Consider the following 26,083-nt stretch of genomic DNA (forward strand, 5'->3'; position numbering starts at 1 on the left):
TTAATAAAATGACCACTACAAAAACACCGAAGATCCTTTATACGCTGACCGATGAAGCGCCAGCTTTGGCAACCTATTCTTTGTTGCCTATTATTAAATCTTTTACAGATTCAGCTGGTGTGGCAGTAGAAACCAGGGATATATCTTTATCGGGTAGGATTATCGCCAACTTCCCGGAGTATTTAAAAGAGGATCAGCGCATCAGTGATGCATTGGCCGAATTGGGAGAGATTGCTAAAACTCCAGAAGCCAATATTGTGAAGCTGCCTAATATCAGTGCTTCGATTCCCCAATTGAAAGCAGCTATCAAGGAACTTCAAGGACAAGGCTATGCATTGCCGGACTATCCGGACGAACCAAAAACCGAAGAGGAAAAAGGCGTAAAAGCCAAGTATGATAAAATTAAAGGCAGTGCTGTAAATCCAGTTTTAAGAGAAGGTAATTCGGATAGAAGAGCTCCTCAGGCGGTGAAGCAGTATGCCAAAAACAACCCACACAGCATGGGTAAGTGGAGTGCTGATTCCAAATCTCATGTGGCGAGCATGAGCGAAGGTGATTTCTACGGAAGTGAGCTTTCATTGACCATGCCGGCAGAGGGAACTGTTAAAATTCAATTGGAAGGTAAAGATGGTGCTGTCACCATCTTAAAAGAGGGATTGAAGCTTCAAGCAGGTGAAGTGATAGATGCTTCTGTGATGAGTGTTAAAAAACTGGAAACTTTCTTGGCTGAGCAAAAAGAAGATGCTAAAAAACAAGGCATTCTGTTTTCATTGCATATGAAAGCTACTATGATGAAAGTTTCTGATCCTATCATTTTTGGCCATGCTGTTAAGGTTTTCTTTGCGCCAGTATTTGAAAAACATGCCCAGACCATTCAGGAGATTGGTGTAGATGTTAATAATGGGTTTGGTGATTTGATCAGTGCTTTGGACAAACTTCCAGCTGAAAAGCGTAAGGAAATAGAGGCTGATATAGAAGCTTGCTATGCTGACAGCCCTGATTTGGCCATGGTTAACTCCCACAAGGGAATTACCAATTTGCATGTTCCAAGTGATGTGATTATTGATGCTTCCATGCCGGCCATGATCAGAACATCAGGTCAGATGTGGAATAAAAACGATAAACTTCAAGATACCAAAGCAATTATTCCAGATCGCTCTTATGCAGGTGTTTATCAGGAAACCATTGACTTCTGTAAGGAACACGGTGCTTTTGACCCTACCACCATGGGGAGTGTTCCCAATGTAGGTTTGATGGCGCAAAAAGCTGAAGAGTATGGTTCTCATGATAAGACTTTTGAGATTCCTGCAGAAGGAAAGGTGAAAGTGCTTAATGCTGCTGGTGAAACATTAATGGAGCATGCTGTAGAAAAAGGAGATATCTGGAGAATGTGCCAAACCAAGGATGCGCCTATCCAAGATTGGGTGAAACTAGCTGTAAACCGTGCCAAAGCCACAGGAGTACCTGCTGTCTTCTGGTTGGATCAAAACAGAGCCCATGATGCCCAGTTGATCGAAAAAGTAAATAAATATCTCCCTGAACATGATACGGAAGGATTGGAGATCAAGATTCTTTCTCCAGTGGAAGCAACCCGTTTCTCATTGGAAAGAATCAAGGAAGGAAAAGATACCATCTCCGTTACAGGTAATGTTTTAAGGGATTACTTGACGGATTTGTTCCCTATTTTGGAATTGGGCACGAGTGCTAAAATGCTTTCCATTGTACCATTGATGAATGGTGGAGGCTTATTTGAAACGGGAGCCGGAGGATCTGCTCCTAAACACGTTCAGCAGTTTGTGGAAGAAGGTCACCTTAGATGGGATTCTTTGGGTGAGTTTTTGGCATTGGCTGTTTCTTTGGAACACTTGGGCAATACTTTTGACAACGAAAGGGCCATTGTTTTAGGTAAGACTTTGGATGAGGCTACTGGTAAATTCCTCGAAAATGGAAAGTCCCCATCCCGAAAGGTGAATGAATTGGACAACAGAGGGAGTCATTTCTATTTGGCACTTTACTGGGCAGAAGCATTGGCGGCCCAAGATAAGGATGCTGCATTGAAAGAGATTTTTACCAAAGTGGCGAAGGCTATGGAGGAAAATGAAGCAACAATTATTAATGAATTGAATGGTGCTCAAGGAAATCCTGTGGATATCGGAGGTTACTTTAAGCCTGACGAAGCAAAGACTTCTAATGCCATGAGACCAAGCAAGACCTTAAACGAAATCTTGGAAATGGTTACAGCGAGTGTGTAATTTGTCACTCAATGAATGCAATAGAAAAGGCCATCCGTAATGCGGATGGCCTTTTCTTATTTTAATGTGATAAGGAAAATTTTATAGTTCCTTGATCATGATGTTTTTGAAGTAAACATTGTTGCCATGGTCTTGAAGAGCAATTTTGCCTTTCTTATATATGCCGAAATGTTCTGCGTTTTTGAATTTACTTTCTGCAATGAGTGCTTTCCAACTGTCATCCCACATGGTAGTTTCAACAGTGGTTACTCCATTTAGTTTGAAGGTTAATTTGGCATCTTCAACGATGATTTCTGTAGTATTCCATTCTCCTACTGGATTAGAAGCCTCTTCTGTAGCTTGGATCATATCGTACAAGTCACCGGTTCTATGCTTAAGATTTTTGCCATCAGGGTGGCCTTCATCATCTAACAACTGGTATTCAGGACCTGTAACATACGGGTGTCTGAATTGCTCATCCTCATGTACCATGAACATTAATCCAGAGTTTCCATTGTCGGAAATTTTCCATTCCAGTTTAAGGTGGAAATTACTGTATTCATCTTTGGTAACAAGGTCTCCTCTACCTTCTTTTTCAGAAGAGTCAAGGTATAGAACACCATTTTCCATTTTCCATGCAGCACCTAGAGATTCTTTATTGTAGGTTTTCCAGCTGTCCATGTTGGATCCATCAAAAAGGATGGTCCAATCTCCTTCACTTTCATTGGAAGTACTCTGAACGGTTACGGTTTCTTCAGAGGAAGTGTCCTTACTCTGACCAGCTCCGCAGGATGTGGCCAAAAGCGCTAAGACTGTTAGGGATAAAATGTTTTTTTTCATATCTGATTAAGATTATAAAAGAGGCCTTTCAAAGGCCTCTTTAGGGTTTATTTTTTCAGCATTAAAACGTACTTGACCATTTTTTTCGCATCGTCTTCGGAAAGTCCTGGGTGAGCTGGCATTGGAACCTCTCCCCATTCTCCTGAATTACCTGCAACGACTCTTTTGGCAAGTGTTTCAATGTTCTCTTCTGTGCTTTCGTATTTTTCTGCAACATCTTTGTAAGCAGGTCCTACGATTTTTCTTTCCACCATATGACAGCTAGGGCAGTCAGATTCTTTGACTAATGCAAGTCCGTTGACATAGTCAGGATTGTCTTTGTACATCTCGTCAAAGCTCATTTCTTTGGCTGGAGCGGCAGCTGGGGTATTTGTTGTTTCCTCGCTTTTGGTGTCGGAGCTTCCGCCACAAGCATAAGCTAATCCTGCAAGTGCGATCACACCTGCGCTTGCTACTTTACTGAAATTCATTGGTCTATAGGTTTGTTTTGATTTGAATTTATATTCCTAATACTTTTTTGTTCAATTCCTCATCAGTGCCTGCAGAGGCAAAGTCATCGAAGGTTTTCTCAGTGACCCTGATGATTTTTTCCTTGATAAATTTAGCACCTTCAATTGCTCCTGCTTCAGGATGTTTGATGGCACATTCCCATTCCAGTACTGCCCACCCATCAAAGTCATATTGGGAAAGCTTGCTGAAAATGGCATTGAAATCGACTTGGCCATCTCCCAGTGACCTGAATCTTCCAGCTCTGTTGATCCAGCTTTGATAACCTCCGTATACTCCTTGTTTGCCAGTTGGGTTGAACTCAGCGTCTTTCACATGGAACATTTTGATCCTCTCATGATAGAAGTCTATGAACTGAACATAGTCCAGGCACTGCAGTAAGAAGTGGCTTGGATCATAAAGGATGTTTGCTCTTGGGTGATGGTTTACTTTTTCCAAGAACATCTCAAATGTCACTCCATCATGAAGGTCTTCACCAGGGTGAAGTTCATAGCATAAATCTACACCATTTTTATCAAATTCATCCAAGATAGGCAACCACCTCTTCGCTAATTCTTCGAAACCTGTATCTACCAAGCCTGCAGGGCGCTGAGGCCAAGGGTAAACCGTATGCCACATCAATGCACCGCTGAAGGTGGCATGAGCAGTAAGTCCCAAGTTTTTGGAAGCTTTGGCTGCGTACATAAGTTGCTGGGTAGCCCATTCTGATTTGCCTTTTAGGTTTCCTTTTAACTCTTCAGGAGCAAAAGCATCAAACAATTCATTATAGGCCGGATTTACAGCAACCAATTGCCCTTGTAAGTGTGTGCTCAGTTCTGAGATCTCAAGTCCAGCATTTTCAACAGTGCTTTTGATTTCATCAGCATAAGATTGATCTTCGGCGGCTTTTTGCAAATCGATAAAGCGACTATCCCAAGATGGAATCTGAATGGCTTTATAACCAATGCTTTTGGCCCATTCACTGATGTCTTTAAGGTTGTTAAAAGGAGCCTTATCGTCTGCAAATTGAGCTATAAATAGCGCAGGTCCTTTAATGGTCTTCATACTACAGGGTCTTTTAAGTTTATCTTAATTAATCGTTTTAGCATATGTTTTGAATTGCAAAATACATCCTTTTGTAATATTTTTTTACAAAACCGTGGTTTTTTGAACTGGAAAATCCAATAAAGGATGGTATTCAGTGCCAATGGCAGTGACTTTGGGCAACTCTTTTGAATTACAGTTTAAATTCGGTCCATTTTTGCTCAGACTGACCGCTTTTTACCACATGTTCTATAAAGGCCATGCCTCTAAGCCCGTCCTCAGTGCTTGGAAAGTCAAGCCACTCTTTTTCTGGTTCTGTGCCGTTTAGTTTAGCAGTGAGCGTTCTGGCAAAATTTCTATAGTGATTGGCAAAAGCTTCCAGGTATCCTTCAGGGTGTCCTGCCGGTGTTCTTGAATTGGCCAATGCATAGCTGGATAGGTACGGGACATTGGCTCCCGCACGATAAATTTGATCAGGTTGCTCCTGGTGTCGGACGATAAGGGAATTGGCGTCTTCTTGCTGCCATTCCAATCCTGCTTTGTCCCCGTAAACTCTTATTTTGAGGTTGTTTTCCGCACCTGTGGCGACCTGAGAAGCCATAAGTACACCAGATGCTCCTCCTTCAAACTTCAATAGCACAATGCCGTCATCGTCCAATGTCCTTCCCGGAAGTGTTGTGTTTAGGTCAGCGCAAAGTTTGTCCAGTTTCAATCCACTGACATATTCTGCTAAGTTCAGGGCATGTGTGCCTATATCTCCCATGCAGCCGGCCACTCCACTTCGCTTGGGGTCTGTTCTCCAGCCTGCTTGTTTGTTTTCTTCTTCAGAGACGTTTTTCCATAGCCAGCCTTGAGGGTATTCCACATAGACTTTTCGGATGTTTCCCAAGGTGCCATTGGAAACTAGTTGTTTGGCTTCTTTTACCATAGGGTAGCCCGTGTAAGTATGGGTAAGGCAGAAAAGCATGCCTGTGTCCTTAATGACTTGATCCAGCTCTTTTGCCTCTTCATAGGTCAAAGTCATTGGTTTGTCCAGTACCACATGAAAGCCATTTTTCAGGGCTTTTACGGTCGGGTCAAAATGAACATGGTTAGGAGTGACAATGCTTACAAAGTCGATTCTTTGATCTTCGGGGAGCTCTTTTTCCTTTTCAAACATTTCGTCATAGGACTGATAAATGCGGCTTCGATTTAAAAATAACTCAGCACCAGCCTGGGCCGATTTTTCAGGGTTGCTGCTGAAAGCTCCAGCTACCAATTCTATTTGGCCATCCATATTGGCGGCTATTCTATGGACGGCTCCAATGAAAGATCCTGGACCGCCTCCAATCATACCCATTCGAAGTTTACGATGGTTCATAATTATTCTTGGGTTATTTAATGTAATCGTTTTTTAATTTGGTAATGTGGTTTAAGAAATGTTCTGCAAGATGAGTTTATGGTTATAGATGTCGGTTCTTTTAATGATAAAATGCGATATAGTCATGTGAATGGCATAGATTAATAAAACAGAACTCCTATACTTATATGTTTGTACCAGAAAAACTAAAATTAAACGAAAATCGCTAAAATTTAAATTAATATTTAAGTAGTTTGGCTTTTTCTTTTTAAGTTGGAAATTAAAAAATAAAACAAAAAACCTATCAAAAACCTATGAGTTTCAATACGAAGTTTAAGCTGTCCTTTATGATGTTCCTCGAGTTTTTTATTTGGGGAGGTTGGTTTGTAACCCTTGGACTGTTTCTTGAAAAAAACTTAAGCACAACTGGTGCTCAGAGTGCAGCAGCGTTTTCTACGCAATCTTTTGGGGCGATCATCGCTCCTTTTATTATTGGTCTGATAGCAGACAAGTATTTTAATGCAGAAAGGATTTTGGGAGTCCTGCATTTGGTTGGAGCAGTCTTGATGTTCCAGATGTACAATGCTGAGGATTTTACAGCCTTTTACCCGTATGTATTTGCGTATATGGTGGCTTATATGCCGACCTTGGCCCTTGTAAATTCTGTTTCCTTTAATCAAATGTCCAACCCTGAAAAGGAGTTTGGGGTAATTAGAGTTTGGGGAACCATTGGATGGATTGTAGCTGGTTTGGTGATCAGTTTGGTTTTTGCTTGGGATTCTTCCGAGAATGCTGCCGCGGGCATGTTGAGAAACACGTTTTTGATGACATGTATTGCTTCAGTGGTATTGGGTATTTATAGCTTTATGCTGCCTAAAACCCCTCCTAAAATAGCCAAGGGAGAGAAAAAATCTATCTCTGAAATTTTAGGTTTGGATGCGTTTGCCTTGCTAAAGGATAAAAACTATTTGATTTTCTTCCTTGCTTCCATCATGATATGTATCCCTTTGGCTTTCTACTATCAGAATGCTAGCTTGTTTTTAGGTGAAATTGAAATGACAAACCTTACCAGTAAAATGGCTTTGGGACAAGTAAGTGAAGTTCTGTTTATGTTGCTGTTGCCTGTATTCTTTGGTAAATTCGGAATTAAGAAGACACTTCTCGTGGGGATGATCGCTTGGGTAGTCCGTTATGCATTGTTTGCATATGGTAATGTAAATGAATTGTCATTTATGCTGTTGATTGGTATTGCACTTCATGGTATTTGTTATGACTTCTTCTTCGTTTCAGGGCAGATCTACACGGATTCCAAAGCTGGCGAAAAATTCAAGAGTGCCGCTCAAGGAATGATTACTCTCGCTACTTATGGTGTTGGGATGTTGATTGGCTTTTGGGTAGCAGGTGTGATCACTGATACATATGTGTCTCCAGAAGGCGCTCATGATTGGCAAACTATCTGGTTGATTCCTTCCGGTATAGCAGTATTGGTGGCATTGACTTTTGCATTAGCTTTCAAAGAGAAGAAGCCAGCTCCAGTGGCTGCTTAAAAGCATTTAATTATGTCGCAGAGAAGATCAGTTTTAAAGAAAATGCTATTAGGGTCAGCTGCCATTAGCGGCTTGCCCCTATTGAATTTAGAAGCCAAGAATAAAAAAACTATGTTGAAAGGAAATATAAACCACTCGGTTTGTAGATGGACTTATGGTCACTTGTCATTGGATGAATTATGTGTGTTGGTGAAAGATATTGGTTTTAGCGCGATTGACCTGATGGGGCCAAAAGACTGGCCGACAGCCCAGAAGCACGGGGTATACAGTTCCATGTGCAATGGTGCAGAGATCAGCCTGACAGAAGGTTTCAATCATACAGAATATCATGATACATTGATCAAGAATTATTCAGAGATGATTCCTTTGGTCGCCAAGAATGGATACAAAAACCTGATTTGCTTTAGTGGCAACAGAAATGGGATGGATGATGAGACAGGTCTTCAAAATAGTGTTAAGGGCTTACAGAAATTATTGCCAATAGCCGAAAAGCATGGGGTTACCTTGGTGATGGAGCTGTTGAACAGTAAAGTGGATCATCCGGATTATATGTGTGATAAGAGTGTCTGGGGAGTGGAGTTGTGCAAAAGATTGGATAGTGATAACTTTAAATTGCTCTATGACATTTACCACATGCAAATTGATGAGGGAGATGTGATCAGGACTATTGGAGAGAACCATCAGTATTATGGCCATTATCATACTGCTGGAAATCCAGGAAGAAATGAAATAGATGAAACCCAAGAGCTGAATTATCCAGCTATTATTAAGGCCATTGCTAAAACAGGCTTTAAGGGGTATATTGCTCAGGAGTTTATACCCAAAGCAGAGGATAAAGCTGCATCCTTGAGAGATGCCATTGCCCTTTGTGACATTTAAACCGAAATAACCTATTAAAAACCTATAGATGAATTATGGCAAATCAAGAGTATGATGCAATCGTCGTTGGCTCAGGGATTAGTGGCGGATGGGCTGCTAAAGAGCTGACCGAGAAAGGATTGAAAGTTTTGCTGCTGGAAAGAGGGCAAGACATTAAACACGTAAAAGATTACAAGAACGCCACTTTGCCTCCATGGGAGGTCCCTCACAGAGGGCGTCGAACCACCGAGATGGTAGAAAACCACCCTAATTTGAAGCGCGATTACGTGTTGAATGAATTGGTGTTGGACTGGTGGGCTCATGAAGACACTTCTCCTTATGTGGAGGAAAAACCTTTTACTTGGTTTCGAGGATATCAAGTTGGGGGACGTTCCTTACTTTGGGGTAGACAAAGTTACCGTTGGTCAGATTTGGATTTTGAAGGGAATGCAAAAGAAGGAATTGCGGTAGATTGGCCAATCAGGTATAAGGATATCGCTCCTTGGTATGATTATGTAGAGAAGTTTGCCGGGATTTCTGGAAATAGGGATGGCTTGGATGTACTTCCTGATGGGCAGTTTATGCCGCCTTTTGCGATGAACTGTGTAGAAAAGGATGTAAAAGATAGAATAGAGAAAAAGTTTGAGGGCAAGCGCCACTTTATCAATGCGAGGGTAGCCAATATCACCCAGCCACTGCCTGGAAGACCAGGTTGTCAGTCAAGAAACAAATGCTGGTTAGGTTGTCCCTTTGGAGGGTACTTTAGTACACAGTCTTCAACTTTACCAGCAGCTGAAGCTACCGGAAACCTAACGCTTAGGCCTTACTCTATTGTTCATAAAGTGCTTTATGATAAAGATAGTCAAAAAGCGACAGGGGTAGAGGTAGTGGATGCCGAAACCATGGAGACCATAGAGTACAAATCAAAGATTGTCTTTTTGTGTGCATCTGCCTTGAATTCAGCGCAAGTATTGATGCGCTCTGCAACTGATATTTGGCCTGAAGGTTTAGGGAGCAGTTCTGGAGAGTTGGGACATAACTTAATGGACCACCACTTCCGTTTAGGGGCAAGTGGTTCTATTGAGGGATATGATGATAAGTATTATTTTGGAAGAAGGCCGGGAGGTATTTATATTCCGAGATACAGAAATGTGGGAGATGATAAGCGTGATTATGTTCGTGGTTTCGGATACCAAGGGGGAGCAAGCAGAAGTGGTTGGAGCAGAAACGTAAGTGAGATCAATATTGGAGGTCCTTTAAAAGAGGCTTTGACCGAGCCAGGACCATGGAGTATTGGTATGACGGCTTTCGGTGAGATTTTGCCGTACCATGAAAATAAAATATCCCTAAGTAAGGATGTGAAAGATAAGTGGGGGATGTACGCTTTGGTGATGGATGCCGAGATCAAGGACAATGAAATGAAGATGCGTAAGGATATGATGGCGGATGCTGCTGAAATGCTGGAAGCAGCTGGTGCCAAGAATATTCATACCTATGACTCTGGATATACTTTTGGTCAAGGGATCCATGAAATGGGTACAGCCAGAATGGGAAGAGATCCAAAAACCTCTGTGCTGAATGAGCATAATCAGGTTTGGGATGCCAAAAACGTGTTTGTGACCGATGGTGCTGCCATGACTTCTGCAGCTGCTGTGAATCCGTCGCTGACTTATATGGCATTGACAGCTAGAGCAGCAAATTTTGCAGTAGAAGAACTTAAAAAAGGTAACCTTTAAAAGACACAAACTATGGCAATGAACAGAAGAGATGCATTGAAAAGCTTTGTGCTGATGATGGGAGGAACCATGGTCGGTGCGAATGCGATATTGACAGGTTGTACACCTGAAAAGCAAATTGAAGGTCTTGATTTTACTCCAGAGGAAATAGCCTTTTTGGATGAAATTGGTGACACTATCATTCCAACTACAGATACTCCTGGAGCAAAAGCGGTAGGTATCGGTTCCTTTATGGTAATGATGGTGAAAGACACCTACTGGGAAGAGCAACAAAAGGAGTTTATTGATGGTTTGAATGCGCTTAGGAAGGGTTTTAAAGAAGAGATAGGAAAAGACTTCATGGATGCCAGCCAAGAGCAAAGAACCGCTTATTTGAATGAGCTCAATAAAAAAGCAAAAGAAGAAAATGGTCCAAAGTATTTCAATATGTTGAAGGATTTGACCGTTTTGGGATATTTTACTTCGGAAATTGGAGCCACTCAGGCGTTGAATTATGTAGAGGTACCAGGAAAATGGGAACCATGCATTGATTACAAAAAAGGAGACAAAGCGTACGCGATATAACAGATACCAAGCGGGACAGCATTTATTTGATGTCCCGCTTTTTGAATTACAATTGATTTATTAAGATCCCCCTAAAATGAAAGAAAGAAGAAAGTTTTTGAAGTTGGGTGCAGCATTTACAGCAGGTGCTTTTTTGCCATTGCAGTTTTGCTCCTCACCTAAGAAAGAAACAACCGCTATAGTTGAAGAAACGGTAGCGGAATCTGTGAAAGAAAGCATTTCGAAATTTGGTGTTCAGTTATACTCTGTGAAAGAGGATATGGCTGCAGATGCCAAAGAGACTATAAAGAAAATTGCAAGCTACGGTTACAATCAGATAGAAGGATTTGACGGAGGAAAAGGGATTTTCTGGGGAATGAAAAATACCGAATTTAAGAGTTTCACAGAAGATTTGGGTTTGGACTTTGTAGCATCGCATGCCAATGTATTTGACAATACAGAGAAACTTGCGGCAGAAGCTGGAGAGATTGGGATGAAATACCTAATCTGTCCTTGGATTGGACCTCAGGAGTCCATGGAGGAATGGAAAAAAATAGCAGATAGATTTAATGAGGTAGGCCAAATATGTAAGGACAATGGGGTGAGGTTCGCATACCATAACCATGGCTATACATTTGAGGAATTGGAAGGCCAGATGCCGCAGGACTTTTTGTTGGAAAATACAGATCCAGAATTAGTCGATTATGAGTTGGATATCTATTGGGCGGTTACTGCTGGTGTTGATCCTGAAGCTTATTTTGAAAAATATAAAAACAGATTTAGGCTTTGTCATGTTAAAGATAGGGAAAAAGGAGCTCCTGAAGGAAAGGCTGATGCATCTATTGTAATAGGTGAAGGAAGCATTGACTATTCTAAAGTGCTAAGGACTGCCAAGGACAATGGGATGGATTATTTCATCGTAGAGCAAGAAAAATTTGAAGGGGTAACTCCTTTAGAGGCAGCCGAGAAAAATGCAGCCTATTTGAAAAAGCTTGAAATCTAATAACAGCTTAAAACTATGTGAATCTAAAGCAGGTCAATTTGACCTGCTTTTTTTTATCAGGTAATGGCTTGACTTTTGTTAATTCTCCTCAAGTTATCCCAACTTTTTCCTCGGGTTTATTCGTTCATAGTAATAGCGTGACATGAGTACTGGGTTTAACAAATCACCATTATGAGTTTAGCCATTCCATTATTCCCTTTAAAATTAGTTGCCTTTCCCGGGGAACGTTTGAACCTCCATATTTTTGAGCCTCGCTATAAGCAGCTGGTTAGGGATTGTATCGCAGGGGAATTGCAATTTGGTATATGTGTTTTTACAGATCGATTGATGTCACACGGTACTATGGTGAGGTTGGTGGAGGTTTACAAAGAATATGAGGACGGAAGGTTGGATATCAAGACCGAGGGTCTTGGTGTGTTTAAAATCAATACTTTTGAAAATCCTCTAGGTAGCAAGTTGTATGCGGGAGGTGAAGTAGAACTTTTGGAAGAGGATAATAAGGTTTCTGGGGGAGTTTTCAAGGAGTTTATTTTTTATTTGAGGGAAATGCTCAGGTTGATGGGGGTTGATGCTTCGGAAGGGCTTGAAAATGTGAATTCTTTTACTTTCGCCCATAAGCTAGGACTTAAACTTGAAGAGGAGTATGCCCTGATTCAGATGCAACGAGAATCTGAGAGTCTGATTTATTTAACCAATCATCTAAAAAAAATGCTCCCCATTGCCAGGGAGCTGGAAAAAGCGAGGGAAAGGGTCAAGATGAATGGACATTTCAAGTCGCTAGACCCTCTCGATTTTTGATGTTATTATAGTCTGGAAATGTTTTCTTTTTTTACATAAGCTTCCTTTCCTTCCCACTCTATTTGATACCAAATGTCCTCTGAGGATTTTATGGTAACCCGGTGCCCAGGGTTTACTTTTTTGATGAATTTACCAGCAGCTGTGGGTTCTCCCATGATGATAGTGGGACTGTCTTTAATGATCCCTGTTTGGGGGCTTTTCAGCAGGTTATTGCTAAGAAATGTACAAAGCAACAAGATCATGCTCGGGATAAAGTATTTTGGTTTGGTAGCCTTATTTCTCACAATGGCCAAGATTAAAGATACAACGAGCAATAAGGCAAAGAAAGAAGTGATTTCTTGTTGGTAGTCTGTAAGTAGTTTGAAAAACTGTGCTCGATCAGAAACCTCATAGCCCTTTAGGTCAAGCTGATCTGTTAGGGATTTGATTTTGCTGATTACTTTGGGGCTTGGGTTGTGGTCATAGTATTTGGAAAGGTAAAGGGTGGCATCATTGTATTGTCCCATTCCTTCCGTGATGTAGGCCATCTTTAGCAGCATGGCAGGAGAGTATGAGTCTTCAGTTTGAAGAATGTCTGAGTAGATATTGTAGGCTTCTTTGTAGCTTTTTGCGTTAAACAAAGAATCTGCTAAAATCAAACTTTTGTTATCTGCTTGACAATTAATGCTTTGCAATATGAAAGTGAAAAATATTAAAAATTTTACAATAAACTTTCGGCTGATGTTTGGCATTTTCAAATTGGTCTCTTAAATTTGCAGTCCAATTACGACAAAGATATAACAAAAAGCAAGTCGAAATTGACAAAAAAATGGAAGTTAAAAGTACTTCCTGGTCCAATTAATAGAGGTTTTATGATCTCATTGGCTTTGAAATATATTGGAGTGGTAAAGCAAGAAATTGCCATTCTGAGAAAATAAAATGATTCCGTAGCTCAGCTGGTAGAGCAATACACTTTTAATGTATGGGTCCTGGGTTCGAGCCCCAGCGGGATCACAAATTTGAAATTTAAATTTGATAATATCTTGATTATATAATAATGAAGTTGTTAAATTTGAATTCTCAAAATAAAATTCCTTGTTAAAGTATAGGGAGAAGCTTACGGGGTGTAGCGTAGCCCGGTCATCGCGCCTGCTTTGGGAGCAGGAGGTCGCAGGTTCGAATCCTGCCACCCCGACAATCCAGTATTACTTTGAAATATAAGTAAACGGTCCTGTAGCTCAACTGGATAGAGCAACTGCCTTCTAAGCAGTAGGTTAAAGGTTCGAGTCCTTTCAGGATCACAGAGCGGAAAGAAGTTTCCGCTTCTTCTTTATTAAAGATTCCGGGTTCCCATAGTTTTGGGGTGGTAGTATATGAAATTACTGCCGTTCGGAAAATCATGATTCCGTAGCTCAGCTGGTAGAGCAATACACTTTTAATGTATGGGTCCTGGGTTCGAGCCCCAGCGGGATCACGAAAAGCCTGACTTTCGAGTCGGGCTTTTTTGTTTTAGAATGCTTAATGATTTCTATAAGAAAAAGGGATCAAGCAATATTGAATAAAAGCTAAAAGTTGATTCAAATTAATATTCATCCTTTTAATCCCCATAATTGGGACAGGTATTGTGGTTTAAATAATTTTAAGGTAGTAGACCAATAATACTTATACCTGGTTTATCTCTCCCTTAGAAATATTGCTTGATCCAAGCTATTCATTTATTGACTGATTTAATTCTTATCGAGATAGAATTTCTGATGATATAAGGAGTTGATTAGAATTACTTATCGTTTTGTTTAAAAGTATATCCCATCTTTGAAGCATGCAAAATGCTTCCTTCTTTTGGTCGAAGAAAGTCAATTTTAGGTAAACTCCCATCTTCTTTCCGTGGTAAGGCTAACTCTGATGCGTCAAGTCCAACAAAGTCTGAATCTGAGAGGGAGATTTCTTTTGATGAAAAAGAATTGTTTGATAGTTCACACTTTTCCAAATCAACTTGGGTAATGTGTTTTGATACTCTAGGATCATAGGATACGTTGTTTTTAATAATATGGCCATACCCGGGTACATCCTTTGTTTCTTCGGCTGATTTTCTGTTGAGCATATTGAAATTTGAGGGGTTTTGGTAGCCAGTGTTATTGATCCAGCTTATGCCTCCAAGGTGATGGTTGGCATAGAAACCTTGGTTTCGATTATGGTAAGCCAAACAATTGATGACCTTATGTTTCGGGATGACTCTCGGGTTTCTTGGCGTGGAAGACATTCCATATCCGCCGGACTTGAAGCCACTGCCGTCACCAGCAGCAAGTAAGGTTTTTGGCTGGTAGCCATTGTAAAAGGACCAACAGTCTTCTATGGTTACTGCTGCTTTAGAATTGATTAGATCAAAGCCATCGTCACTGTTATACCACGCACGACAAGCTTTAAATATATTTCCTACACTGGATTCCTTGGTAGGATGACCTCCAAAGCCATCAACATTTCCACCCTTTCCCCCATCTGAGATGGGGTCATAATTGTTGTATGCATCACAATTCAAAATCATATTGTGTGACCCTTTGGTGAGATAAAAGCCAATAGCCATACCGTCATGCATTGCTAAGTGTTCGTAAGTGTTGTAGTTGCCACCTTCATTGCGGAAACATTCTGATTGGGTATGTCCTATGATGGTCACTTGCGTACCTATGATCTCGAAATTTTTAAAGTGGAGGTTCGACCCAGATACATGGAATACGATTACTCGCTTGTCTTTTGGGCGCACGGCAGATAAATCAAACACTGGTCGCTCTGATCGGTAGCCTCCGTAATAAGTCTTTTGAGATGAGTTTAACCCACTTTTGTCCATTTCAAATACGTAAGCCCAAAGTTCATTTGAACTATATTTCATAATTTGATTTTCAGTTATTTTGTAAGTGCCTCCCCTGATAAATACAGAATCGCCAGGAACCACCAGCTCCTGCGCGTGCTGGAGACTTGCAAAGGGTGCATCAAGGCTGCCTTGATTGGAGTCACTTCCGTTAACTGCTACAAAATAATTTTTTGCAGAAAGGCAATAGGTGAGAAGGATAAGGGAGAGGGTTAGTAATGACTTCATGTTTAAATGTAATCAATACTGAGTTGAAGTTTGTGTGGGAGTGTAGGGTAAAAAGAAACCCTGCTATTTTTATAAATAGCAGGGCGAATTCAGCTTTTTGGTGTCAAAATCTATTTCTCTATCATTTTATAAACCCTGACATAATCTACTTTAAAAGTGGCTGGGAACACCGTTTCGTCGATTCCTTCAGCACCTCCCCAATCTCCTCCGATAGCCAAATTGAGCAGAAGGTGAAACTTCTTGTCAAACGGCCAGGAAGCATAGCCGTTTCCTTCATTTGTAAAGGTAAATAGTAATTTATCATCGATATAGCCTCTGATAGCATAAGGAGTCCAATCCACTCTGTAAAGGTGAAAGGCTTGGCTGGCATGGTCAACCAATTTATTTTTGCCTACTTGGGTTCCCATTTTATGGTTGTAAGATTCCGTGTGAACTGTAATATGTACACGGTCTTGGTCATAACCGACATGTTCCATGATGTCGATTTCTCCAGATTCCGGCCATCCTCCGTATTCCCAATCAGTAGGAAGCATCCATATGGCTGGCCAGGTTCCTTTGCCAACAGGAAGCCTTGCTTTTATTTCAAACCGACCATATAAAAAGTCTCCCTTGTTTTTGCTTACCAACCTGGCTGATGTGAAACGGTTATCTTCCTTTTCCTCTTTTCTGGCTGTAATGGTAAGGACTCCATCTTTTACTTCGGCATTGGATAGATGATTGGTGTAAAATTGTAGTTCATTATTTCCCCATCCATCTCCTCCTAAGTCATAGCCCCATTTTTTGGGATCTGGCAAGCCAGTATAGTCAAATTCATCTTTCCAGATGGCATGATCCTCAAATTCCCAACCAAGGTCTTTAATAGGGGTGGGGGGAGGGATATTGGGAGTGGTTGGTTCCGATTGGCCTACGCAGGACAGGGGGAGTAAACCGATGGATAAGTAAACTAGTGTTTTAAAGGCTGCTAATTGAGGTTTCATAAATAGTATAGTTTACAAATTGATTTCATTTGGAGCTACCGATTGGATTGTAGTATTGTTAGGTATGGTATGTTCAAAATGTATGTTTTTGAGAACTTCCTGTATTACGGATTTTCCTTTGGTGGGGTATTGGCCATTTATATGTCTAAGGGCTGCATTTTCTGACTCATCAAACCTTTTGTAGGTCCAATGACACCAGCCGATATTGGCTTGCTCCAGTTTTTTTATATTTTGCTTGAGCCATTGGGGATTATTTTCGCCAGTTTCTCCTACCCAAACAGGGACATTCCATTTCTCTCTGAATGCGATTAAGTTGACAATTCTATTGATCTGATTAGGGTTAGGGTCAGGAACCGTGTCCTCCTCGACGGGAATCCAATATCGATGGGCATTATAGATTAGGTTCTGGTTTTGTGAGAATGCAATTGGCACCATATGGTCATAGTTATTCCCCCATTCATTTCCTTCTATCATTATCAAATGAGTATCACCCAAGCTTCTGATCCTATTGATCAAGCTCTCAAAGAGATTATGGATTGGTAGGTTTGATGGGACGTTATTAGGCTCGTTGATCAGGTCGTAAAAGGCTATTCGGTCGTCTTTAATATATCGTCTTGCTAGCATTTCCCACAGTTTTAGTGTGACATCTTGGTAGATCAATCTTCCCTTATTGTCTTTTCGGTTCCATAAGTCGTTTTTGACCAAAATATCCGCAATATTGCTATCGGTGCCTTGTCCGCCGGGTGCAGCATGGAGGTCCAGAATGACGTACATGTTTTTTTCTCCACACCAATCCAATAACCGATCAATAACCTTAATCCCTTCAAGTTCATCAGGAGATCTGAAAAGGTCGCCTTGATCCATCCAATTGGATAAACCTGAGATATATTCATCGATCTTTTCTGGTGATTGAATTACCTGATTTCTCAGGTATCTTTGCTCACTGGTAAAGAACAACTCATAATGCATGGGTAATCTTACTGCATTAAAGCCCATAGAGGCAATGTCATTAATGTCGGCTTGAGTAATGAAATTGTCCCGCCAATTTTGATAGAAAGAAGCTACTTCTTCGAAAGTGAGGCCTTCATCATAATAGGCTTTTTTCATTTGCCACTGCGTACCGATATCACTTCCATTGGGGTTAAGCATATAGCCTTCCTGAAGGAGCCATCCTCCAAGTCCAACGGCTCTTAAAATAACTTCCTCCCCACTTGTGTTGACTACTTTTGTTCCATCTGCGGCTAATCTGGTTAGTGGAGATGAGACTGCTGTTTGGCTTTCATCGGAGGAGGGATTTTTTGAGGAACAACTTGAATTTAGGTTTAAATGGAGGGTGATAAGAAATAGATAGAATAGGTTTGATAGTTTTATCATATTAAAAGGAATTTGAAAGCCCTCTGGTCAGCTAGGCTGATCTAGAGGGCTTTGGGCTAGGGTTATTTTGTGCCTCCGTATTCCTGATTCTGTTCAATCAGGGTGTTGTCCAGTTCCAGAAGTGGGATAGGGAGTATTTCGTGTTTACCGGCTACAAAACCTCTGTCTGCTAAAGCTTGGGCAGCTAGGCCTGTTCTTACTAGATCAAACCATCTATGACCTTCTCCTGCCAATTCCAGACGTCTTTCTTCCATGATGTTTTCAAAGTTGGCCGGGATAGGGGCAAGACCTACTCTAGCTCTGACTGCGTCTAGTAACTGCTGTGCACGTCCTTGATTTCCTCCTCCTCTGACCAATGCCTCTGCTTCCATTAAGTAGGTGTCAGCTAACCTGATTTCATAAATGTTTTGTCTGAAATTCAATTCCATAACACCTCCGCCGGTTGATCTTCCTGATTGCCTTCCGGCGTATTTTTCAAGGAAATAACCGGTATTCATATATCCTTTTTCATAAGTGACTGCTCCGGCTTTTTCAAGGCTGTCAAGGTTGGCCAAGGTGTATTTGTACCGGGGGTCTCCGTGGATGGCGTCAAAGAAATTCTCCGTAAAGGGCAGGAAGCTCCAACCAGAAACGTAGTCCGGAGCATCATCACTGATGGCATTGTAACCTCTTGGTCCCACCATGATGTTTAAAACATTTCCTTCCGTACAGGCTACGCAACCCCAGTCTCCATTGGATTGACTGGTGAAATTAATCTCAAAAATGGACTCGCTGTTAAACTTATTGTCGACAACCCACAAGTCTCCAAAATTGTCCAACAGCTGATATCCATATTGACTGGTCTCTCCAGGAGTTCCATTAACTGCAGCGAACTCTTGTGCTGCAAGATCAAATTTTTCTTGGTGCAGATAAACCTTCCCAAGTAGCGCCCTGCCCATTCCAATTGTTGCCCGTCCAGCTTCAGTTGCCAGGTCAATAGAGGCTGGTAAGTTTTCGATCGCCTCTTTGAGATCCGTTTCTATCTGTTGAAATACTGCTGAAGGTTCTGCTTGCAGCACATTGTACATTTCTGAAGTGGAAACAGGCTCGGTCAGTAATGGGATGTTTTCAAAAAACCTTACCAAGTCAAAGTAGAAATAAGCCCTCAAAAACTTGGTTTCAGCGGCATATCTGGCCTTTAGATTTTCATCCATTGGAACTCCTGGGAGTTTTTGTAAGAGGACATTAGCTCGGAAAACTCCAGAAAAGCCTTTTCTCCATAATTCCCCCTGCGGACCTGTGGAAGGGTCTAAAGTGTAATTTGACCATACTTGTAAAGCGGTGATATCAGTAGGGCCACCGCCACCTGCGTAGTGATCATCTGATGCTGCGTTTAGCGCGTTTTGTTTGGTGACAAAACCTCCGCCTTGCCATCCTACAACGTCATATACCGCAACTAGCCCATTATAAGCTTCCTGCTGGTTTTGATAGTAATTGGCCTCTAAGTTGGTGCCTTTTGGTTTTATTTCCAGAAAAGAATCAGAACATGCGCCAAGAGTAAGTAGGGCAAATGCTGATGCTAGAATATTTATCTGATATGTTTTCATAGTTGATTGCATTTATTGTTAAAATCCTACTTGAACCCCTACCATAAATGAACGTGCTTGAGGGTAGATGCCCCTGTCAATACTCATGACACCCCCGCCTATTTCAGGGTCATAGCCAGTATACTTGGTGATGGTTAGCAAATTTTCGCTCATGACGTAAATACGAGCTCGGTTCATTCCTGCTTTTTCGGTTAAGCTTTTGGGTAAGGAATATCCGAATTGCAATGTCTTGATTCTGAAATAAGAGCCGTCTTCAAGGTAGAAGTCTGAAGGATTATTGAAGTTCTTATTAGGGTCACCTTCGACGATTCTTGGGTAATCGTTTGAAGTGCCAGGTCCTGTCCATCGGTCTAAAGCTTCGGTTTGCCAGTTGGCATTGCCTATATCCAGTCTCCTAAGGCCTTGGAAAATTTTGTTTCCAGCAACTCCCTGTCCGAAGAGAACCATGTCAAAGTTTTTCCATTCTAGATTTGCCGTAAAGCCATAGGACCATGAAGGTGTTGGGTTTCCAATGAAGGTCCTGTCTTCCTCTGTTATTTGCCCATCATCATTCAAATCCGCCCAGATAAAATCTCCTGGCTGGGCATTGGGTTGGATCATATTGCCCTCGCTATTGGTGTAGTTTTCTACCTCTTCTATTGTTTGGAAGATTCCCATTGTTTCAAATCCGAAAAATGAATTCATAGACTGTCCGACAGCTGTGCGGGTGATGGGATAGGAGCTTGCTTGAAAACTCTGTCCCCCGGAAAGGTAGGAAATCTCTTCTCCTAAATTGGTGACCTCGTTTTCTAGGTAAGAAACATTACCACTTAGTGATAGATTTAAGGCTCCCAACTGCTTTCTATATCCAATTTCAAGTTCTACCCCTCTATTTTCCATATCGGCGATGTTGGCTGCTGGGTTGGAAATCGCTCCGACATAACCCGGTATTCTGGGATTTTGAAGGATACCATTAGTTACTTTTTTGTACCAGTCAAAAGTGATGTTAAAATCCTCAAACAAGGTGGCTTCAAATCCGATATTTGCTTGACTGGTCTCTTCCCATTTTAGGTCTGGGTTAGAAGGAGCATTAGGACTATAGCCAATAGCATAGCTTCCTGTATTGCCAATGGTATAGTTTCTGCCACTTCCAATGGTGGAAAGGAAGGCAAAGTCTCCAATGTTGTCATTCCCCACAACACCATAGCCACCTCTAACTTTCAAAAAGTTGATTACAGCATTAGTAGGCCAGAAGTCTTCTTGACTGGCTACCCAGCCAGCGGAAAATGAAGGAAAAACCCCATAGCGGTTATTAGTTCCAAAACGAGAGGAGCCATCTCTTCTTACCAATGCCTCTAAAAGGTACTTCTCAGCATAGTTATAATTGGCTCGGGCAAACAATGAGCTTACAGCATGTCCCGCTCCTTCGGATCCATCGGCCGTTCTCTGGTCATTGGGAACCTTGAAGTTCAGTGAGGCGTCATCAAAGTTGCTGGCTGGGACATTAAAGAATGTCACGTCAAGTGATCTTCCTCTATTGTCCAAATACGCGCCCTGACCCAATAATACTGTAAAGTTATGGCTGTCGATGGTTTTGGAATAGGATATGGTGTTTTCTAAGTTCCAGTCAAAGCGTCTGTTTTGGCCTCTACTAAACTTGGTTTGATTGGAGACATTGGTGGCATTCAAATAGAAAATAGGCGTAAAAGATTCGCTACCCCAAAAAGAGAGTTTAGCACCCAATGTGGATCTCAGTTTTAATCCTTCAATAGGTTCTGCTTCTGCGTATACATTACCCACGATGTTGTCTGACCAGCTGTAATTGCCAAGTCTGGTTTGCATGTAGGCTAGGGGATTGGTCATCTCTTGGGCGACTATAGTGCTGATCCCATATGGGTTCCCCATAGCGTCTCTTACAACTGGATTCGTGCCGTAAGGAGGTTGATTGGCAATATTGGGGTCAGTAATTACTGCTTCAGTGATCGGGTCAAGGTTAATTGCAGAGCTTAATGGCCCTCCAAACTCACTGTTTGTATTGCCTAGGCCGATGGATTTATCATGGGCATACCCTAAGTTTTGCCCAACTTTGAGCCACTTGGCTAGCTTATGTTCGGAGTTTAAGCGGATGTTGGTCCTTTTGTACCTGGAGATGTCAGAAGCAACAATTCCCTCTTGTTCTAAATAGCCGAAGGAAGCATAGAATGTGGAGACGTCACTTCCGCCGCTAATGCTTAATTCATGATTTTGTCTCATGGCATTGTCGTTGAAAATGAGGTCTTGCCAATCGGTGCCTTTTCCATAGCTTTCTGGATTAGGGAAAGGGGCAGCATTTCCAGCGTTTACAGCAGCCTCATTCCTGATCATGGCATACTGACTGGCGTTAAGTAGGTCAAGTTTTTTTGCAGGAGCAGATGTGCCGTAATAACCATTGTAGTTCACGCGCATTTTCCCTGCTTCCCCTTTTTTGGTAGTGACCAAGATTACGCCCGCTGCTGCCCTGGCACCATAGATAGCTTGGGATGCGGCATCTTTAAGAACCTCTATAGATTCAATGTCCGATTGGTTTAGATAGCCAATGCCGCCATTGTCTACTACGACACCATCCACTACCCATAGCGGGTCGTTGTTGCCAAAAGTAGTAAGGCCTCTGACACGGACAGTTGCTCCTGAGCCTGGTTGACCGGAGCTTGCTGCTACAGTAAGGCCAGATGTTCGTCCTTGTAAAGCTTGCTCCACTCGGTTAATAGGCATGCTTTCCAGATCTTCTCCTTTGACACTAGAGATGGCACCTGTAACGACACTCTTTTTCTGTACACCATACCCAACAACGACCACTTCCTCCAGTGAGCTGAGGTTTTCCTCCATACTTATTTCCAGATTGGATTGATTGGTGATGGTTACTTTTTGGGTTTCCATACCTAAAAGGCTAAAAACGAGAACATCGCCTTGGGAGGCTTTTATGTTGAATAGGCCTTCAACATCAGTAATGGTTCCTGTGCCAGAACCTTCGATCATAACGGCTACACCTGGGAGAGGGTCACCGTCATTTTTTAAAATTACTTTACCTGTAATCTCACGATCTTGCGCATAGGTTAGCATGGGCAAGAGGAGAAGACAGGAAATGAAGAATACAAGAGTAGCTCTTCTTTCCATAGGATTTTGGGTTAGGTTATTTATCTATTTATTGTTATTCAGTTTTTCGATCCTTACAGAGGCCGAAAAACTTTAATCAAAGTTAACCCTACACCAAGCCATAAAAGAAATAAAACACCACTACATTAGCCCTACAAAAAAGTAAAAAAGTCCGTTTTTTGCCTTTTTGGGGCACTACATGGCTACTACATGTATAGAACGGAATGTTTGCTTAGATTTTGATTGTTCAGTTGGATGGATCATTTTGGTCATGGTCAGTTGTGGACTGGATCAAGAAATCAAAGAGGTTTGTCTCTGGTGTGATCAGCAGTTTCTTCCTTAGCCTGTACCTACCTACTTCCACCGCTTTTAAAGAAATACTTAGCAGTTGAGCGATTTCTTTTGAGGATAAATTCATTTTCACAAATGCACAAAGCTTAAGCTCATTTGGGGTAAGGTCAGGGTATTTTTCTTTGAGTATGCTCAGAAAGTTAGAATGGACATGGTCAAAGTGCATTGAAAAACGGTCCCAGTCACTATCGCTCCGTTCCACTTCGCTGATTAATTTCAAAAGCCGCTTAAAGTCCGAGGATTCACTTTCTAAGCTGTGGTTTTTTCCTAAGTACAAAAGTTCTTCTTTGATTTTGGTTAGGACTTTTCCACGTTGAACAAGATGCATGGTTGTGGAGGCTAACTCTTGATTTTTATGGTTGATGTCTGCTTGAAGTTTTTCGTTTCTTAGTTTTACGATTTCCTTTTCGTTTCTGTCAATTTCAAGCTGATGGTATTTTTTTAGATGCGCTTGTTCTCTGAGGTGCTTTTTCTTTTGCCACTTTAAAATAAGGTAGATGCTTCCTGCAAGGATCAGAAGGTAACAGCAATAGCTCCACACAGTATTGTACCAGGCAGGAAGAACAGTGAAACTATAGGTGCTGATAGTAGATTCATTACCCAGGTTGTTCCTGGACTTTACTTTAAAAGTATAATCGCCGGCGGGCAGATTAGTATAGTCTTTTTCACTTTTATTGTTCCATATGGACCACTGTTTGTCGAAGCCTTCCAAAAGATAACTGTATTCTAGATTGCTGAATTGGCCAAAAAGCGTGCTTGAGTATTCGAAATGAAGTGAGTTTTGGGTGCTGTTGAAAATAATTGGAGATGCTTTCTCGGTAGGTGTTGCTTTAAACTGAGTGTGTCCTCCGAATACGATACTGTCCTTTTTTCCAAAAAGGCTGACTTTGCCTATCAAGATATCTGGTTGGGTGATATTGTTCCGGTATTTTTCATAGTTGATATGGAAGAACCCTTTGTTCGCACCAATGAAAATATTATTGGCATCCAGCGGTGTGATTGATTCATGTCCACCCACTACTTTTCCGGACAGCTCGGGCAAGTGAATGATGGAGAAAGGTTGTTTTTCATTGGGTGTGCTAAAATCAATTACACTTACGGTCTTGTTGGATACATACCAGATGTTGCCTTGTTTGTCCTCTTGTAGATGTTGGATGCTCACTCCTTCCAATGCTCTATTTACAAGGTCAGAAGCTTTGAATTTTTGTGTGTTTTGATCGAATTCATAAATGCCATCTTCTGTTGCGACCACAATTCTGTTTTTGATCCTGAACAGGTAATTATAGAGGTCTGAAGGTAGACCGTCTTTAGCAGTGAAAATCGTGGTTTTTTCTATTTTTGACTGATTTTCGGATAGGTCTATTTTAAGTACTCCACGGTAGGGATGTGAACCCCAAATGACTTGATGCTGATAGTCCATGATCATAAATCTCAAGGACTCGGACAGGCCTTCCATATGTTTTTGATGGAGAAATGCTCCGTCTTTAAAATCAATTTCAGATAATCCTGTATAAGTACCTATGTATACCTTGTTGCTGGGCATGATAGTTGATGCAGGCTGGAAAATCCAAGTGCCTGGCGTAGGGTATATTTGATAGGATGTTCCGTTTTCAATGAAGAAAGCTCCTTCTTCATGTGCCATTAACAAATGATTATTCACTTCCTGCAGGTTCCAAACTTGTCCTGTGCTAAAACGCACTGGTGAAAATTTGCCTTTACTGAAGCTTAAGTCTTTTTCTTTTTCATTGAATTGGAACTGGTACAAGCCATCTGAAGTGCCAATGTACAGTTTGTCATGGAAAAATGACGACGCATATCCTGTCACTCTTTTATTTTGGTCTGGATGTATTTGCTTAATGGCTCCATTGATGTCGACATAATCAATTCCATCATCCAGGCCTACCCAGAGTCCTTTGTTTTGATCAATAAATATGCTTCTGACATTGTTGGTTTGCATGCCTTCATTATAAGCGTATTGCTGGAGGAGTTTACCTTGATTGTTCATGATCAATAACCCCGCTGATTTGGTGCCTAACCCGATCCACTGATCATTGATGCTCGCCATGCAATTGATGCGGTGGTTAATGAGCAAATCATCAAAATCTGTTTGGTATCTTGTGAATTTGTTATTGTGTAGAAGGTAAAGCCCTTGATCAGCAGAGGAGAAAAGCGTAGAGTCTACTCCTAGTTCAGTTACTCCATTTAAGTCTGGAAGGGTGAAATTAGTGTCTTCAACTACAGGCTTCCAGACTTCTCCATCAAATATCAATAGCCCATGCCCCTCTTCTTGGGCATATATTCTTTCTCCTGATTTTTCCAGAAATTTCCATTCTGTGTCAGATTTGAAAACCCTGATTCTATTGCCTTTATAATGAAGAATTTTGGTGAATTCCATAAAAAACACCTCGTCATTATGGATCACTATATTCCAGATATCAGCAAAGTTCCTGTCTTCTTCAGGAATGAGGTGTTTTAGAGAGTTGAATTTTAACTCTCCATTAGATTGAGGAGCGAAATAGCCTATATCATCTTGTCCACCAACAAAAATCTTGTTTTCTGAATCTAGTTTTACAGACCGGATGATGGTTTGATTGGGTAATTGGTGTAGGTTCCAGTACCTGCCATTAAAAGTAAGTAAGCCTTCATTGTTTCCGAAATATAGTATCCCTCTTTCATCCTGCGTAGTTGACCAGTTTTGTAACCCTGCTTTGTATTCAAGGTTGTTGTAGTTAATGATCTTTGGAGAAGCCAATTGTTGTTGGCCCATTGAATACAAATTGACACAGAGGAAAGAGAGTGATAAAATTAATGTTTTAAGCATAGGCATTTGGGTAATTTTCTTTCAGGAAAATTCTGCATAATTATAATAAATAAACTTACACCAAATGGGTTTTTCAAAAAGCTAATTTTATTTGAGTTGGAATAAGTGAATGTTTTCTTTCTTTATTGATAAAGTATATAAAAGAGATATAGTTGTAACTAAAGTTTGTTTGAAAAAGATAGTTTAATGTTTTTGGTTAGATTTGTGGATTACTTTTTGGTAGAAAATTAGGACTTATAATTATTTCGCCGTTTGTATGAAGAGTGAATTATTTTTTCACGGAAAATACACTTTTATAGAGAAAAATGACTTTAACCGTAATTGGCTGGTTGTCAGATGGTAAAGTTTTTGTGGTGTGAGGGTTGATT

General features: G+C 41.1%; 18 protein-coding genes and 4 tRNA genes. 11 read left to right on the top strand and 11 right to left on the bottom strand.

What is annotated here, in order from left to right; all coding sequences use genetic code 11:
- Window positions 1-8: 8 nt before the first annotated feature.
- Window positions 9-2,252, top strand: coding sequence for an NADP-dependent isocitrate dehydrogenase (locus tag JL001_RS09140; protein WP_200975796.1), 2,244 nt, complete (start codon window positions 9-11; stop codon window positions 2,250-2,252).
- A gap of 81 nt (window positions 2,253-2,333) precedes the next feature.
- Here the strand turns inward: JL001_RS09140 and JL001_RS09145 are convergent, their stop codons facing one another.
- From JL001_RS09145 to JL001_RS09160, 4 genes are all read right to left on the bottom strand, one after another.
- Entirely contained in the window at window positions 2,334-3,071 is a 738-nt protein-coding gene (locus tag JL001_RS09145; RefSeq protein ID WP_200975797.1) for a DUF1080 domain-containing protein, read from the bottom strand.
- 47 nt (window positions 3,072-3,118) lie between these two features.
- Window positions 3,119-3,541 (bottom strand): c-type cytochrome, encoded by a 423-nt coding sequence (locus JL001_RS09150; protein WP_200975798.1) that lies wholly within the window; start codon window positions 3,539-3,541, stop codon window positions 3,119-3,121.
- A gap of 28 nt (window positions 3,542-3,569) precedes the next feature.
- Window positions 3,570-4,622, bottom strand: coding sequence for a sugar phosphate isomerase/epimerase (locus JL001_RS09155; protein WP_200975799.1), 1,053 nt, complete (start codon window positions 4,620-4,622; stop codon window positions 3,570-3,572).
- Window positions 4,623-4,794: 172 nt separating this feature from the next.
- A complete protein-coding gene (locus tag JL001_RS09160; RefSeq protein WP_200975800.1) occupies window positions 4,795-5,961 on the bottom strand; it encodes a Gfo/Idh/MocA family protein in 1,167 nt (388 codons plus the stop codon).
- A gap of 293 nt (window positions 5,962-6,254) precedes the next feature.
- Here JL001_RS09160 and JL001_RS09165 point away from each other — a divergent pair, with 293 nt between their 5' ends.
- The 6 genes from JL001_RS09165 to JL001_RS09190 all read left to right on the top strand — a co-directional run bounded on the left by JL001_RS09165 (window position 6,255) and on the right by JL001_RS09190 (window position 12,425).
- Complete coding sequence (locus tag JL001_RS09165) at window positions 6,255-7,487, top strand: nucleoside permease (RefSeq protein WP_200975801.1); 1,233 nt, start codon at window positions 6,255-6,257, stop codon at window positions 7,485-7,487.
- A 12-nt stretch (window positions 7,488-7,499) separates the two neighbouring features.
- Window positions 7,500-8,366, top strand: coding sequence for a hydroxypyruvate isomerase family protein (locus tag JL001_RS09170; RefSeq protein WP_236252758.1), 867 nt, complete (start codon window positions 7,500-7,502; stop codon window positions 8,364-8,366).
- A 35-nt stretch (window positions 8,367-8,401) separates the two neighbouring features.
- Window positions 8,402-10,081, top strand: a complete 1,680-nt coding sequence (locus JL001_RS09175; RefSeq protein ID WP_200975802.1) for a GMC oxidoreductase — start codon at window positions 8,402-8,404, stop codon at window positions 10,079-10,081.
- Between the two features lie 12 nt (window positions 10,082-10,093).
- On the top strand, window positions 10,094-10,645 hold the full coding sequence (locus tag JL001_RS09180) for a gluconate 2-dehydrogenase subunit 3 family protein (RefSeq protein WP_200975803.1): 552 nt from the start codon (window positions 10,094-10,096) through the stop codon (window positions 10,643-10,645).
- A 76-nt stretch (window positions 10,646-10,721) separates the two neighbouring features.
- Window positions 10,722-11,627, top strand: coding sequence for a sugar phosphate isomerase/epimerase (locus JL001_RS09185; RefSeq protein WP_200975804.1), 906 nt, complete (start codon window positions 10,722-10,724; stop codon window positions 11,625-11,627).
- 171 nt (window positions 11,628-11,798) lie between these two features.
- Window positions 11,799-12,425 (top strand): LON peptidase substrate-binding domain-containing protein, encoded by a 627-nt coding sequence (locus tag JL001_RS09190; RefSeq protein ID WP_200975805.1) that lies wholly within the window; start codon window positions 11,799-11,801, stop codon window positions 12,423-12,425.
- A 5-nt stretch (window positions 12,426-12,430) separates the two neighbouring features.
- Here the strand turns inward: JL001_RS09190 and JL001_RS09195 are convergent, their stop codons facing one another.
- Window positions 12,431-13,063 (bottom strand): SH3 domain-containing protein, encoded by a 633-nt coding sequence (locus JL001_RS09195; protein WP_370567359.1) that lies wholly within the window; start codon window positions 13,061-13,063, stop codon window positions 12,431-12,433.
- Window positions 13,064-13,345: 282 nt separating this feature from the next.
- Here JL001_RS09195 and JL001_RS09200 point away from each other — a divergent pair.
- From JL001_RS09200 to JL001_RS09215, 4 genes are all read left to right on the top strand, one after another.
- Window positions 13,346-13,418: transfer RNA gene (locus JL001_RS09200), tRNA-Lys, on the top strand.
- Between the two features lie 106 nt (window positions 13,419-13,524).
- Window positions 13,525-13,599: transfer RNA gene (locus JL001_RS09205), tRNA-Pro, on the top strand.
- A gap of 32 nt (window positions 13,600-13,631) precedes the next feature.
- A tRNA-Arg gene (locus JL001_RS09210) sits at window positions 13,632-13,705 on the top strand.
- Window positions 13,706-13,805: 100 nt separating this feature from the next.
- Window positions 13,806-13,878 (top strand) — tRNA-Lys (locus tag JL001_RS09215).
- A gap of 303 nt (window positions 13,879-14,181) precedes the next feature.
- Here JL001_RS09215 and JL001_RS09220 read toward each other — a convergent pair.
- The 6 genes from JL001_RS09220 to JL001_RS09245 all read right to left on the bottom strand — a co-directional run bounded on the left by JL001_RS09220 (window position 14,182) and on the right by JL001_RS09245 (window position 25,661).
- Window positions 14,182-15,495, bottom strand: coding sequence for a DUF4990 domain-containing protein (locus JL001_RS09220; protein ID WP_200975807.1), 1,314 nt, complete (start codon window positions 15,493-15,495; stop codon window positions 14,182-14,184).
- A 110-nt stretch (window positions 15,496-15,605) separates the two neighbouring features.
- Entirely contained in the window at window positions 15,606-16,472 is an 867-nt protein-coding gene (locus JL001_RS09225; protein ID WP_200975808.1) for a family 16 glycosylhydrolase, read from the bottom strand.
- 12 nt (window positions 16,473-16,484) lie between these two features.
- Window positions 16,485-17,846, bottom strand: coding sequence for a glycoside hydrolase family 5 protein (locus JL001_RS09230; RefSeq protein WP_200975809.1), 1,362 nt, complete (start codon window positions 17,844-17,846; stop codon window positions 16,485-16,487).
- A gap of 62 nt (window positions 17,847-17,908) precedes the next feature.
- The gene (locus JL001_RS09235; RefSeq protein WP_200975810.1) at window positions 17,909-19,432 is read right to left on the bottom strand and encodes a RagB/SusD family nutrient uptake outer membrane protein; all 1,524 of its coding nucleotides are present in this window, start codon (window positions 19,430-19,432) and stop codon (window positions 17,909-17,911) included.
- 18 nt (window positions 19,433-19,450) lie between these two features.
- Window positions 19,451-22,564: a TonB-dependent receptor gene (locus tag JL001_RS09240; RefSeq protein ID WP_200975811.1), complete on the bottom strand. Its 3,114-nt coding sequence runs from the start codon at window positions 22,562-22,564 to the stop codon at window positions 19,451-19,453.
- Between the two features lie 226 nt (window positions 22,565-22,790).
- Window positions 22,791-25,661, bottom strand: a complete 2,871-nt coding sequence (locus JL001_RS09245) for a triple tyrosine motif-containing protein (RefSeq protein ID WP_236252759.1) — start codon at window positions 25,659-25,661, stop codon at window positions 22,791-22,793.
- Window positions 25,662-26,083: the final 422 nt, after the last annotated feature.

Origin of the sequence: Echinicola sp. 20G (assembly GCF_015533855.1) — a bacterium.
Lineage (GTDB): Bacteria > Bacteroidota > Bacteroidia > Cytophagales > Cyclobacteriaceae > Echinicola.

What these genes read in the sequence shown, in the direction of transcription:
- JL001_RS09145 (WP_200975797.1), bottom strand. Translation starts at nt 3,071, where the DNA reads ATGAAAAAAAACATTTTATCCCTAACAGTCTTAGCGCTTTTGGCCACA.
- JL001_RS09240 (WP_200975811.1), bottom strand. Translation starts at nt 22,564, where the DNA reads ATGGAAAGAAGAGCTACTCTTGTATTCTTCATTTCCTGTCTTCTCCTC.
- JL001_RS09165 (WP_200975801.1), top strand. Translation starts at nt 6,255, where the DNA reads ATGAGTTTCAATACGAAGTTTAAGCTGTCCTTTATGATGTTCCTCGAG.
- JL001_RS09190 (WP_200975805.1), top strand. Translation starts at nt 11,799, where the DNA reads ATGAGTTTAGCCATTCCATTATTCCCTTTAAAATTAGTTGCCTTTCCC.
- JL001_RS09150 (WP_200975798.1), bottom strand. Translation starts at nt 3,541, where the DNA reads ATGAATTTCAGTAAAGTAGCAAGCGCAGGTGTGATCGCACTTGCAGGA.
- JL001_RS09160 (WP_200975800.1), bottom strand. Translation starts at nt 5,961, where the DNA reads ATGAACCATCGTAAACTTCGAATGGGTATGATTGGAGGCGGTCCAGGA.
- JL001_RS09185 (WP_200975804.1), top strand. Translation starts at nt 10,722, where the DNA reads ATGAAAGAAAGAAGAAAGTTTTTGAAGTTGGGTGCAGCATTTACAGCA.
- JL001_RS09155 (WP_200975799.1), bottom strand. Translation starts at nt 4,622, where the DNA reads ATGAAGACCATTAAAGGACCTGCGCTATTTATAGCTCAATTTGCAGAC.
- JL001_RS09180 (WP_200975803.1), top strand. Translation starts at nt 10,094, where the DNA reads ATGGCAATGAACAGAAGAGATGCATTGAAAAGCTTTGTGCTGATGATG.
- JL001_RS09170 (WP_236252758.1), top strand. Translation starts at nt 7,500, where the DNA reads ATGTCGCAGAGAAGATCAGTTTTAAAGAAAATGCTATTAGGGTCAGCT.
- JL001_RS09225 (WP_200975808.1), bottom strand. Translation starts at nt 16,472, where the DNA reads ATGAAACCTCAATTAGCAGCCTTTAAAACACTAGTTTACTTATCCATC.
- JL001_RS09140 (WP_200975796.1), top strand. Translation starts at nt 9, where the DNA reads ATGACCACTACAAAAACACCGAAGATCCTTTATACGCTGACCGATGAA.
- JL001_RS09220 (WP_200975807.1), bottom strand. Translation starts at nt 15,495, where the DNA reads ATGAAGTCATTACTAACCCTCTCCCTTATCCTTCTCACCTATTGCCTT.
- JL001_RS09230 (WP_200975809.1), bottom strand. Translation starts at nt 17,846, where the DNA reads ATGATAAAACTATCAAACCTATTCTATCTATTTCTTATCACCCTCCAT.
- JL001_RS09245 (WP_236252759.1), bottom strand. Translation starts at nt 25,661, where the DNA reads ATGGGCCAACAACAATTGGCTTCTCCAAAGATCATTAACTACAACAAC.
- JL001_RS09175 (WP_200975802.1), top strand. Translation starts at nt 8,402, where the DNA reads ATGGCAAATCAAGAGTATGATGCAATCGTCGTTGGCTCAGGGATTAGT.
- JL001_RS09235 (WP_200975810.1), bottom strand. Translation starts at nt 19,432, where the DNA reads ATGAAAACATATCAGATAAATATTCTAGCATCAGCATTTGCCCTACTT.